The organism is Dickeya parazeae Ech586, from assembly GCF_000025065.1.
GTDB classification, from domain to species: domain Bacteria; phylum Pseudomonadota; class Gammaproteobacteria; order Enterobacterales; family Enterobacteriaceae; genus Dickeya; species Dickeya zeae.
Genome location: NC_013592.1, coordinates 3,777,616 through 3,790,150, shown reverse-complemented (window position 1 = coordinate 3,790,150; position 12,535 = coordinate 3,777,616). Strand labels below are relative to the sequence as shown.

At 53.6% G+C, this 12,535-nt stretch carries 9 protein-coding genes; 6 read left to right on the top strand and 3 right to left on the bottom strand.

Going from position 1 to position 12,535, the window contains the following annotated elements; all coding sequences use genetic code 11:
• Positions 1 to 110: 110 nt before the first annotated feature.
• The 4 genes from pyrG (at position 111) to bglB (ending at position 6,467) form a co-directional block, all read left to right on the top strand.
• Positions 111 to 1,748 carry a glutamine hydrolyzing CTP synthase gene (gene pyrG / locus DD586_RS16555; RefSeq protein WP_012885963.1) on the top strand — a complete coding sequence of 546 codons (1,638 nt, stop codon included), beginning with the start codon at positions 111 to 113 and terminating at the stop codon, positions 1,746 to 1,748.
• A gap of 97 nt (positions 1,749 to 1,845) precedes the next feature.
• Positions 1,846 to 3,144 (top strand): phosphopyruvate hydratase, encoded by a 1,299-nt coding sequence (gene eno, locus DD586_RS16550; RefSeq protein ID WP_012885962.1) that lies wholly within the window; start codon positions 1,846 to 1,848, stop codon positions 3,142 to 3,144.
• A gap of 516 nt (positions 3,145 to 3,660) precedes the next feature.
• A complete protein-coding gene (locus DD586_RS16545; RefSeq protein ID WP_012885961.1) occupies positions 3,661 to 5,235 on the top strand; it encodes an MFS transporter in 1,575 nt (524 codons plus the stop codon).
• Positions 5,236 to 5,327: 92 nt separating this feature from the next.
• The gene (gene bglB / locus DD586_RS16540) at positions 5,328 to 6,467 is read left to right on the top strand and encodes a beta-galactosidase BglB (protein WP_012885960.1); all 1,140 of its coding nucleotides are present in this window, start codon (positions 5,328 to 5,330) and stop codon (positions 6,465 to 6,467) included.
• A 381-nt stretch (positions 6,468 to 6,848) separates the two neighbouring features.
• On the opposite strand, the gene DD586_RS16535 is transcribed toward bglB, so the two are convergent.
• The gene (locus DD586_RS16535) at positions 6,849 to 7,823 is read right to left on the bottom strand and encodes an MBL fold metallo-hydrolase (protein ID WP_012885959.1); all 975 of its coding nucleotides are present in this window, start codon (positions 7,821 to 7,823) and stop codon (positions 6,849 to 6,851) included.
• 257 nt (positions 7,824 to 8,080) lie between these two features.
• Between DD586_RS16535 and queE the strand changes: the two genes are divergently transcribed.
• A complete protein-coding gene (gene queE / locus DD586_RS16530; protein WP_012885958.1) occupies positions 8,081 to 8,752 on the top strand; it encodes a 7-carboxy-7-deazaguanine synthase QueE in 672 nt (223 codons plus the stop codon).
• Positions 8,753 to 8,788: 36 nt separating this feature from the next.
• On the opposite strand, the gene queD is transcribed toward queE, so the two are convergent.
• Both queD and DD586_RS16520 read right to left on the bottom strand, forming a co-directional pair.
• Positions 8,789 to 9,157 carry a 6-carboxytetrahydropterin synthase QueD gene (gene queD / locus DD586_RS16525; RefSeq protein WP_012885957.1) on the bottom strand — a complete coding sequence of 123 codons (369 nt, stop codon included), beginning with the start codon at positions 9,155 to 9,157 and terminating at the stop codon, positions 8,789 to 8,791.
• A 214-nt stretch (positions 9,158 to 9,371) separates the two neighbouring features.
• A complete protein-coding gene (locus DD586_RS16520) occupies positions 9,372 to 10,706 on the bottom strand; it encodes a glycoside hydrolase family 28 protein (protein ID WP_012885956.1) in 1,335 nt (444 codons plus the stop codon).
• A gap of 534 nt (positions 10,707 to 11,240) precedes the next feature.
• Between DD586_RS16520 and DD586_RS16515 the strand changes: the two genes are divergently transcribed.
• The gene (locus tag DD586_RS16515) at positions 11,241 to 12,530 is read left to right on the top strand and encodes an ABC transporter substrate-binding protein (RefSeq protein ID WP_012885955.1); all 1,290 of its coding nucleotides are present in this window, start codon (positions 11,241 to 11,243) and stop codon (positions 12,528 to 12,530) included.
• Positions 12,531 to 12,535: the final 5 nt, after the last annotated feature.

Below are 12,535 nucleotides of genomic sequence, written 5' to 3'. Positions count from 1 at the left end.
CAACGTCACAAAGGGTAAAACGATCATTTGTGGCGTCTCCCAGGTTCGGGTATACTACTTTCCCGTCCTGGTCTTTCCATCGTCCTTAAACCTAAACTTTCAGGTTCAGCATGACAACTAATTATATTTTTGTGACCGGCGGGGTCGTATCCTCTCTGGGTAAAGGCATTGCCGCAGCCTCCCTCGCGGCTATTCTCGAAGCCCGTGGCCTCAACGTGACCATCATGAAACTGGACCCGTATATCAATGTGGATCCGGGCACGATGAGCCCGACGCAGCACGGCGAAGTGTTTGTCACCGAAGATGGCGCTGAAACCGATCTCGACTTGGGTCACTACGAGCGTTTTATTCGTACAAAGATGACGCGCCGCAATAACTTCACCACCGGACGCATTTATTCTGACGTTCTGCGTAAGGAGCGTCGGGGTGATTATCTGGGGGCGACCATTCAGGTCATTCCGCACATCACCAACGCCATTAAAGAACGTATTATCGAAGGCGGCGAAGGCCATGATGTGGTGCTGGTAGAAATCGGCGGTACGGTTGGCGATATCGAGTCTCTGCCGTTTCTTGAAGCGATTCGGCAGATGGCGGTGGAAGTGGGGCGCGAGCACACCCTGTTTATGCACCTGACGCTGGTGCCGTACATGGCAGCGGCTGGTGAGGTGAAAACCAAGCCGACTCAGCATTCAGTGAAAGAATTGCTGTCCATCGGTATCCAGCCTGACGTGTTGATTTGCCGTTCTGACCGCACTGTACCGGCTAACGAGCGCGCAAAAATTGCGCTGTTCTGTAACGTGCCGGAGAAAGCGGTTATCTCGCTGAAGGACATTGATTCCATTTATAAAATTCCATCGCTATTGAAATCTCAGGGTCTGGACGATTATATTTGTAAACGATTCAGCTTGAACTGTCCGGAAGCAAACCTGTCAGAATGGGAGCAGGTGATTTACGAAGAAGCCAATCCGGTCGGTGAAGTGACCATCGGTATGGTCGGCAAGTATGTAGAACTGCCGGATGCGTATAAGTCCGTTGTTGAAGCGCTGAAGCATGGCGGTTTGAAAAACCGTCTGACGGTGAATATCAAGTTCATCGATTCGCAGGATGTAGAAACCCGCGGTGTCGATGTGCTGAAAGGTTTGGATGCGATACTGGTGCCAGGCGGGTTTGGTTACCGTGGGGTGGAAGGGAAAATCATGGCGGCGCGTTATGCCCGTGAGAACAACATCCCTTACCTCGGCATCTGTCTGGGCATGCAGGTGGCGCTGATAGAGTTCGCTCGCCATGTCGCGGGTATGGACGGCGCCAACTCCACCGAGTTTGTGCCAGACTGTAAGTACCCGGTGGTGGCGCTGATTACCGAATGGCGTGATGCGGATGGTAATCTTGAAGTGCGCACTGAAGATGGCGACCTTGGCGGCACCATGCGTGTTGGCGGGCAGCAGTGTCATCTGACAGAAGGCAGCCTGGTGCGTCAGATGTACGGTGAGCCGACGATTATTGAACGTCATCGCCACCGTTACGAAGTCAACAATATGTTGTTAAAACAGATTGAGGCGGCGGGATTGCGTGTTGCTGGTGTCTCCGCTGACCGCAAGCTGGTTGAGATTGTCGAAATTCCTGATCATCCGTGGTTCGTGGCGTGTCAGTTCCATCCGGAATTCACCTCCACGCCGCGTGACGGGCACCCGCTGTTCGCCGGCTTTGTTAAAGCCGCCGGGGCGTACCAGAAGCGTCAGGTGAAGTAAGGTTTTACCGGTGAAATGAGTTTTGCAGCAACGCGCGGTCTTCCGATCGCGCGTTGCCGTCTGAGGTTTTAGTTTAACTTGTACTGAGGAAAATCTGATGTCCAAAATCGTTAAAGTCATTGGCCGTGAAATCATCGACTCACGCGGAAACCCGACTGTTGAAGCGGAAGTACACCTGGAAGGTGGTTTCGTTGGTCTGGCTGCTGCACCGTCAGGCGCTTCTACTGGTTCCCGCGAAGCGCTGGAACTGCGTGACGGCGACAAATCCCGTTTCCTGGGCAAAGGCGTTACTAAAGCCGTTGCTGCGGTAAATGGTCCGATTGCACAGGCTGTTCTGGGCAAAGACGCTAAGGATCAGGCTGCTATCGACAAGATCATGATCGATCTGGACGGTACCGAGAATAAATCCAACTTCGGCGCTAACGCCATTCTGGCTGTTTCTCTGGCTAACGCCAAAGCCGCTGCCGCGTCTAAAGGTTTGCCGCTGTATGCTCACATCGCTGAACTGAACGGCACCCCGGGCAAATACTCCATGCCGTTGCCGATGATGAACATCATCAACGGTGGTGAGCACGCCGACAACAACGTCGACATCCAGGAATTCATGATTCAGCCAGTTGGCGCGAAAACTGTTAAAGAAGCCATCCGTATGGGTTCTGAAGTGTTCCACAACCTGGCGAAAGTACTGAAGTCCAAAGGCATGAACACCGCTGTGGGTGACGAAGGTGGCTATGCGCCGAACCTGGGCTCCAACGCGGAAGCGCTGGCCGTTATCGCTGAAGCGGTAAAAGCAGCCGGTTACGTGCTGGGCAAAGACATCACCCTGGCGATGGACTGTGCAGCATCTGAATTCTACAAAGACGGTAAATACGTTCTGGCTGGCGAAGGCAACAAAGCGTTCACTTCTGAAGAATTCACTCACTTCCTGGAAGACCTGACCAAACAGTACCCGATCGTTTCTATCGAAGACGGTCTGGACGAATCTGACTGGGACGGTTTTGCTTACCAGACCAAAGTGCTGGGCGACAAAATCCAGCTGGTGGGCGACGACCTGTTCGTCACCAACACCAAGATCCTGAAAGAAGGTATTGAGAAAGGCATCGCCAACTCCATCCTGATCAAATTCAACCAGATCGGTTCTCTGACTGAAACGCTGGCTGCTATCAAGATGGCGAAAGACGCAGGCTACACCGCCGTTATTTCTCACCGTTCTGGCGAAACTGAAGACGCTACCATCGCTGACCTGGCGGTAGGTACTGCGGCTGGCCAGATCAAAACTGGTTCTATGAGCCGTTCTGACCGTGTTGCTAAATACAACCAGCTGATTCGTATCGAAGAAGCGCTGGGTGATTCCGCACCGTTCAACGGTCTGAAAGAAGTGAAAGGTCAGGCGTAATCGCCTGCTCTCCGGCGGGTTGACTCGCCGGAAATCACCTCTGCTATCCGGAAGCGTTTTCGCTTCCGGATTTTTTTTGCCTGCTGCTCACGGTCCGCCGCCAACGGCATCATGACCTGTGCAGGCGATGGTGTTATCGCATCTTTTGACCTGCAAGGAGGGTGGTGGATGTCGTTGATGTATGAGCGCGCTTCCTGACTATTTTGGGAGTCCTGAACCTTGCGCTAACAAACAATGAACCCGATCCCAAATCTCTTCTTCGCCGCATGCGGCCTGCCTCACGACCCGGTAGAGTGATTTCAAACTACAGGTTCTTCTGATTCAAAATCCTATTTCGATAAGAAGTTTGAAGCCGATCGGTTGGTTCTTCCCGCGGATGCCAATAGCAATGAGGGGGTGGCAAACGTGCAAAGGTTTTTGCCTTGCCACCTCGTTACTTTAACGCTACGGCGGCAGCGATGTTTTTTAGGGCCGCTGCAACACCTTCATAAATACAATCAATGAGGAAGGATGGCGATGAAAACACGTAAGATTGGGCTGGCGAATTATCTGGCCTACGGTTCCGGCGATTTTCTCGGGGCCGGCACCACGGCGCTCACCGCTGGCTGGTTGCTCTATTTTTACACCACGTTTTGCGGCCTGACACCGATTGAGGCGACCTTTATTTTTGCTATGGCCAGGGTGCTGGATGCCGTCGTCAGCCCATTAATGGGTTTCCTGACCGATAACTTCGGTTCGACCTGGTTGGGTAAGCGCTTCGGGCGTCGCAAATTCTTTATTTTGCTTGGTATTCCTTGTGTCTTCAGCTACAGCCTGATGTGGGTCGGCCACATGGATTACTGGTATTACCTGCTAACCTACCTGCTGTTTGACGTGATCTACACCATGGTACTAGTGCCGTATGAAACGCTGGTGCCGGAAATGACGGATGACTTCAAACAAAAAACTAAGTTTTCCGGCGCGCGTATCGCGCTGGCACAGTTGTCAGCCATTCTGGCGGCGTTTTTGCCGGGCATTCTGCTGGGGCATTTCGGCAAAGATAACGCGGTGTCTTTTTTCTACGCCAGTCTGGTGTTCTCAGTCATTTGCGCGTGTGTACTGACATTGGTGTATCTGTTTACCTGGGAGCGGCCGCGCGACCAGATGTCTGAAGCCTCGTTACGGGCGGAAAAAGAACGTCAGTCACTGACACTCGGGCAGAGCCTCAAGCGCCTCAATATTGAACTGCTGTCGACGCTGCGCATTCGCATCTTCCGCCAGCATTTGGGGATGTATCTGGGCGGTTACATTGCGCAGGACGTATTTAATGCGGTGTTCACGTATTACGTGGTGTTCGTGTTGATGCAAAGCCCGACGGTGGCGTCAAACCTGATGGGGACGATGGCTATCCTGCAATTTATCTCGGTGATCGCGATGATCCCATTGTGCATCAAATTTGGTCCTGCACCATCTTACCGCATGGTGGTATGCCTGTTTGGTGTAAGCGCACTCTCGTATGGCTTCCTCTATTACAGCGGGATGCATTCGGCGTTTTCGCTGTTGTTGCTGGTATCTGGCCTGGCCGGTGTGGGTCGTGGCGGTATCAACTATGTCCCGTGGAATACCTATACCTACATTGCGGATGTGGACGAGGTGATCACCGCACAACGTCGTGAAGGGATCTTCGCCGGGATTATGACCTTGACCCGTAAAGCCTCTCAGGCGGGTGCGGTGATGCTGGTGGGGATCGTTTTACAGTTATCCGGTTTTGTTTCTGGTCAGAGCGTGCAGGCACCGGGCGTCAGCCACACCATTCTGACGGTGCTGTGCTTTGGGACTGTCGCTGTACTGGCATTGGGTTTTCTGGTGTCCCTGCGCTTTAAACTGAATCTGCAAACCCATGAAGTGTTGCGGCAGGAAACGGCGAAAATGCGCGAAGCAGGCCGTATCGTACCGGAAAAGATTACGCCTGAAGCGCGTGAGACGGTGGAGATGCTGGCGGGTATGCCTTATGAGTCGCTATGGGGGAACAACAACATTGGTTATCTCAACCGCCATAAAGCGCCGGCCCGGCCGATAGCCCGCGGAACGCCTCACCACGGCGTCCATTGAGTCTGTCGTTAAACTGACGTGCTATTGGCGCGACGCCATTGACTGTTAAGCCATCGATTGATGGGTAATAAAACTGGAACTGGATATCTGTTATGACCATTTTTCCTGTAAAGCATAGTGCGCTGTTGCGCCAGCCCGAATACGTTATCTCACGGGACGAGTTAAAGGCATTGATTTGCCGGGTGACCGACAACCTTGTCAATATTGAAGATAAAACCGGCGAATTCCTGCTGCGTCTGGATGACGGCCGGGTCATCGACACCAAAGGGTGGGCAGGTTGGGAATGGACGCACGGCATCGGGCTGTATGGCATCTACCAGTATTATCGCCAGACCGGCGATGAGCAGATGCGCGCTATCATCGATGACTGGTTTACTGCTCGACTGGAAGAGGGGACGCCGACCAAAAACGTCAACACGGTATGCCCGTTTTTGACGCTGGCCTACCGCTATGAAGAAACCGGCGACAGTCGTTGGGTGCCGTATCTTGAACGCTGGGCAGAATGGGTGATGTACGACATGCCGCGTACCCACAAGGACGGGTTGCAGCATATTGTCTATAACAGCGAAAACACCGATCAACTGTGGGACGATACCCTGATGATGAGCGTGTTGCCGCTGGCGAAGATCGGCAAGTTGCTTAATCGTCCTGAATTTGTGGAGGAAGCGACTTACCAGTTCCTGCTGCATGTGCAGTACCTGATGGATCGTCAAAGCGGCTTGTGGTTCCACGGTTGGACTTTTGACGGCAACCACAGTTTTGCCCAGGCGCGTTGGGCTCGCGGCAACAGTTGGCTGACCATCGTTATTCCGGAGTTTATCGAGCTGCTGGATTTGCCGGAAGGTAACGCCACCCGCCGTTTTCTGATTCAGGTGCTGGAGAGCCAGGTCGATGCTCTGGCGAAGTATCAGGATGACAGCGGTCTGTGGCATACCTTGCTCGATGACCCTAATTCCTATCTGGAAAGCTCGGCGACCGCCGGGTTTGCCTATGGCATCTTGAAAGCGGTACGCAAACGCTACATCGACCGTCGCTACGCCGAGGTGGCGGAAAAGGCGATGCGCGGCGTACTGGCAAATATCAGTGAGAGTGGCGAGTTGCTCAACGTCTCTTTCGGGACGGCGATGGGGAAAGATCTGGATTACTATCGCCAGATTCCGCTGACCTCCATGCCCTATGGTCAGGCGATGGCGATTTTGTGTCTGTCAGAGTACTTGCGCGTTTATCTGTAAAACGGCAGGAGATGAGAGGAAGAATGGGAAGCCCACCAGATTGTTTATAAATCCTTCTGGTTATTGGTTATGGGTTTTTACAGCGTCAAAAACTGTGCTGAGGTGTGGGACTTCGCCGGATGCGCGGCAGGGAAGCCGCGCAAGCCCGTGCCGTGTTGGGAACACGTCACGGGCGGTCCGAACAGCGAAGGCTAACGCCGAAGGGACCGCGCAGCGGCACAGTTTAGCCACCAGCCAGTGGTCAAGGAGAGGCGGCGTTTGAGCCTCTCATTGTCGTGCGTGCGATGACGCGGTAAATATATGACATCGTTTATCCCGCACGAAATCATTCACTGTTCTGACATAAATTCTCCAATAACAGCACAACAGGGCTTATATGACTCACAATCCCGACAGGCTGTAATTCACCGGTAACCAGCGATAACCGTTGGTTTTACCGCTGGCGTCATGCTGTACCGCTACATGACCAATACCGGGGAATGGCAGGTGCGCGCCAGCCACCCAATAGCCTTGTTTTACCGTCTCTTTCAGTAACGCATCGCGGGTACGAACCGCCTGATCGCTATCGGAGTCAAAGGCGATAGCGGTATCCGGTAGTGGCATTTGCACCGCTTCAGCATGGATGATATCTCCCCACAGCAGGATTTTCTGCCCGTCGCTGTTGACCAAAAATGCCGTATGGCCGGGGGTGTGACCCGGTGTCGGTACGGCAATGATATTGGCTGGCAGCGACTGGTGATCGGTAAATGTTCTGAGTTTGCCTGCCTCGCGGATATGGCGGAACACTTCCTGCACACGTTCAAATCCGGCTTTTTTATCTTTGGGCGCTTTTTTCAGATTATCCTGACTCAACCAGAAATCTGTGTCTTTCTGATTCACATAAATGACGGCATTGGGGTAAACCAGCTTGCCGTCGCTAACCAGCCCGCCGAAGTGATCGGCGTGCAGGTGGGTGACCAGCACGGTATCGACCTGCTCCGGTTTATAACCTGCGGCTTTCAGGTTGGTCAGGGTTTTACCGGTGGTTTTACCGCCCAAAGCCCCGGTGCCACTGTCGACCAGAATCAGGTTCTTGCCGGTGTTGATGAGAAAGGCATTGATGGAGGTTTCCACCTGTGGCTTCAGGTAACTGGCGTCCAGCAGGCTGACAATTTTCTCCCGTGGGGTGCGGGTGAGTAGCTTGTCCATTGGCATGGTGTTGGTGCCATCAGACAAGGCAGTAATTTCATATTGCCCGACCATGATACGGTAATAACCGGGTTGGGTTTTGACTTGCGCGACAGCTTCGGCATGGGCGAATGTCGACACCAGAGAAAGTGATAAACAGAAAACAGCCAGGGGCTTTAATAACGTCATCGTGCATTTCCTTATTTGAAGAAGTTCGGCCGGATATATGCTGCCTGTTGATTATTAACCGGGAAGCGGGAAGGTACAAATTTCCGACAATCGTCTTTTCTCCGGTAACCGTCTTTTTTCTGACAACCGTTTTCAGGTAACCGTATTCGGGTTACCGTTTCATTCAGCCGTTCGGTTGGGAAGCGCACCCGGCGGTTTGGCATGACATCCACTATCGGCGATAATAGTGGTTTAGCCAGAAGGAATACTCAAACACGATGCGTTACCCGATTAACGAAATGTTCCAGACCCTGCAGGGCGAAGGTTTTTTTACCGGCGTCCCGGCGGTGTTTATCCGTCTACAAGGGTGCCCGGTAGGGTGCAGTTGGTGTGATACCAAACACACCTGGGACACACTGCCAGAGCGGCAGATCTCACTGGCGGAGGTGCTGGTTAAGCGCGGGGAAAGTGATGCCTGGAGCAGTTCCAGTGTCGAGGCGCTGTTGCAACAGATAACGCAGCAGGGGTATAGCGCCAGACATGTGGTGATTACCGGCGGCGAGCCTTGTATTCATGATTTGACGCCGTTGACGCAGGCGTTGGAACAGCAGGGATTCAGTACCCAGATTGAAACCAGCGGCACCCATGAGGTGCGTTGCTCATCAGGCTGTTGGGTGACGGTGTCTCCCAAAGTGAATATGCGTGGCGGTTTGGCTGTGTTGGATCAGGCGTTGCAACGGGCAGATGAAATCAAACATCCGGTGGCGCGTGAGCGGGATATCGAGGCGCTGGAAGGGTTACTGGCGCGACTGGATGACGATAAGGTGCGGGTTGTAGCCTTACAACCCGTCAGCCAAAAAGAGGATGCCACCCGGCTGTGTATTGAAACCTGCATTGCCCGCAATTGGCGTTTATCGATGCAGACTCACAAATACCTGAATATCGCCTGACGAGCCGGGAAATAGCGCGCGGCGTCGGGTGTGGGGTTAGTCCTCTTCGCCGCGGTAGATGCACCCGGCGGTGCAGGTTTCCTTGACGGTCACAGCGCTGAGTAACGGCAGTGTCGGTTTAAGCTGCTGCCAAATCCAACGGGCCAGCACCTCGCTGGTGGGGTTTTCCAGCCCAGGGATCTCGTTGAGGTAGTGGTGATCCAACCGCTCCCAGGTCGGCTTGAACGCCGCTTTCAATTCAGCGAAATCCATCACCCAGCCGGTATAAGGATCGACCTCACCGGTAATTTCCAGACGAACCATGAACGAATGACCATGCAGGCGGCCGCATTTATGGCCGTCCGGTACATGGGGGAGCCGGTGCGCGGCTTCAAACTGGAAATCTTTAAACAGTGTGGTTGGCATGGTGATGCTCTCGTGTCATTCAAAAAACCGTCGCATACTACCGGAAAGTGCGGTGTGAAGCACGTTTCCTGACAACCCGACTATACCTTGTGTGAGGTCTATACCTTGTGTGAGGTCGCTATCCCTTGTGCCAGTCACTGTCGCTTGTGTTTGTTGCGCCAGTCCGAGGAGAGCGGCGCAATCAGGCGGTCAGGTTATTTGGCTGGTTCAATAATTACTCCGCCAGTTCAATAATCGCATTGTGGTTCCAGCCGACGGGCAACGGAGATGGGCGTTGCAGCGTCATGTTGTGCAATGTCAGCCCATTGATGCCGCGAGCAAACAGCGCAGGCATTCCTCCCGGATAAGCCTCCACGCCATAAGCACGCCCGGTATCGGGATTAACCAGATACGCATTATCCAGTCCCATGCCGGTGGGGCGGGCCGGGTTACAGGGCGGACGAACGTCGTACAGACCTTGTTCCGTACTATCGACTGATTGTTGTGTCAGTGTTATGTCCTCGAAATGAATATCGCGGACATAACCTGCTGGCGTACTGTGCAGATTGATAGCCCCTTCACTGACGCCGGTTATCCGCACAAAGCGAATCTGCTCAATAACCCCCGGTTCTATCGTTGGATCGCGGTAGCGTACCGAGATGAATATCGGATCTGCTTTCCCCCAATGACACGGCGGCGCAGTGACGCATTCGAGCGTGATATCGCTAAAACAAATTCGACGAAACGCGCCGCCATCACGTGAAATAAGGCCGATCCCCCGGTTGGAGTCGTAGAGGGTACAGTGGCTGACGTTCAGGTCTTCAATATCGGCAAAGGTTTCGGTACCAATTTTTAGTGCACAGCTGCGTGAGCGTAACCGGCAGTGGCTGACGCTCATACGCTGTGCTTTATATTGCATGGCAGGGGGCTTGGCCGTGGTTTTGATGCACAAGGCGTCATCGGCAGCGCTTAAATGGCAATCGTGGACGATGACATCCTGGCAACTGTCGAGATTGAGCGCATCGGTGTTGGCCATCGTCATGTCGTTATCCACCGTCAGGCGTTCAACGTTGACCTGACGGCAGCTCACCAGATGGATGGTCCACATCGGCGCGTGTTCGATAGTGATATCCTGTATCGTAATCTGCTCACAGTCCTCCAGCACCACAATACGCGGCCGATGCTGCGCGGGTAACCGATAGCCCTGCTCATCGGGCTGTGCCGAAAAATAGGCATCGGCGCTACCGGTGATTTTTCCTTTTCCACACAAGGTGATGTTGCGCTGCTGGCGAGCATACAAAAATGCACGATCGGAAAGCTCTGCCACGCTGAGCGTCGTGGTGTGGGCAAAATCGTCATAACAGGCGCTGGCGATAAGCTCCGCGCCTTCATCCAGTTGCAGGCAACAGTTCGAAGGAATCCGCAGGCCCCCTAGCAAATAACGTCCCGACTCGACCACCAGCGTGCCGCCGCCCTGTATGTCCAGGTCGTTGAGTGCTTGCTGGAAGCGTGCGGTATCCGGAGTAATGCCATCGGCGGCGGGCTGGTAGGTACGAAAAGATAGCGTCATGGTGGTGATCCTGTATCGGGCAGATGATGGGCTATTCCAGCACGGCTTTTTCTCGTCAGCAGCCGTAGCGCGACGGGAAATCATTGAAGGTTAGAGCGCCTTCACAGCCTGTCTGACGCCATCAGCCGGAATGTGATCGTGATAACGTCATACCCGCCACCGCCCGAGCGTAATGTGTGTTTCATCACACTTTAATCCCTTCCGATGTAGGCCAGCCGCATCAGTGACAGATTGTGTTTTGTTTTTGTTAAATAAGTGTGAAGCAGATCGCGCAAGATGTTTACTGTATGCGATGGGGTGTGAGGTAGCAGGAGTGCCGTACGATGAAGAGGGCACCCATGTCCATGAAATGAATGTTGTCAGGGCTGACGGTACACATTTTTTCAGCCTGCCCCGCATAACGCGTATCAGAGGCTTCCCCGGCACTGGTGAAGACAACAGCAATCTGCCTATCTTGTTTGCCAGCGGGAGGTGCTCTGTACCTGCCTGATTACCCTTCCGCCCTAAAATAACAACACCAAGAGGATCGGGGACATGATGAGATTACTGACAGGATTACTGTTGCTGGCATTGACCTTGCTGGGCCAGGTTCAGGCAGCGGAACAAGTAACATTGCGTATGGCCTGGTGGGGAGGCAACAGTCGCCATCAGGCGACTCTGGCAGCGATTGACGCGTTTCAGAAGAAATACCCAGGCATCACCGTTAAAGCAGAATATACCGGCTGGGACGGCTATCTTTCACGCCTGACGACGCAAATCGCCAGCGGGCAGGAACCGGATGTCATGCAGATCAACTGGAACTGGATCCCGATTTTTTCCCGCACCGGTACTGGCTTTTATGACCTCAATACACTGAAAGACACTCTGAAATTGCAGGATTTCCCTGCCGATGCGTTAACGACGGTCGATGGCAAGGTGAATGCTATCTCGACCTCACTGAACGGGCTGGTGATGTACTACAACGTCGATACCTGGAAAAAAGCCGGACTGGCGTATCCCACCACCTGGGAAGAGCTGTTTCAGGCTGGCAAGGTGTTCAAAGAAAAGCTCGGTGATAACTACTTCCCATTAGCGTCCCCGGCGCAAGACAGCGGGGAAGGGCTGCTGGAACTGCTCAACACCTATATGACGCAAAAATTCAATATTGGCATGATTGACGAGCAGAACAAGCGTTTTAATTACACCGAAGCACAGTGGCTGGAAGCGTTCCGTTTCTATAAACGGTTGGTGGATGAGCATGTTATTCCATCGACCAAGTACTACAACGCCTTTGGCAAGGCGGGAGTCTTTGAAACCCGGCCGTGGATTAACGGTGAGTACGGCGGGGCGCAATTGTGGGCCTCGGTAGTGAAAAAATACGCCGAGCCGTTAGCGCCGCCAGCCAAACTGGAACTGGGGCCGTACATAATGACGCCTGGCTCGGATAATCCTGGGCAGTTCTTCAAGCCCTCCATGCTGTTTGCCATCAGCAAAAACAGCGGGCACCCGAAAGAGGCGGCACTGTTGCTCAATTTCCTGATGAATGAACCGGAAGGCAGCCTCCTGATGGGGACCGAGCGCGGCGTACCGCTTAGCCGGGTGGCACGACAGGCACTACAGGATAACCAAAAACTGGACACGCAGGATCTGGCGGTGAAAGGGTTGATGCAGGCGCTGGAAAAACCCATGCAAACCCCGGTGTCCTCGTATATTGAAGACCCGCAACTGTCCAGCCTGATTCTGCAAACGGTCGAGCAACTGGATTACGGCAACAAGACGGTGGAGGTCTCCGCGAAGACGTTTAGCGAGGCCGGTAATCGCATTCTCAAGCGCGTGATCCGCTAATTGTC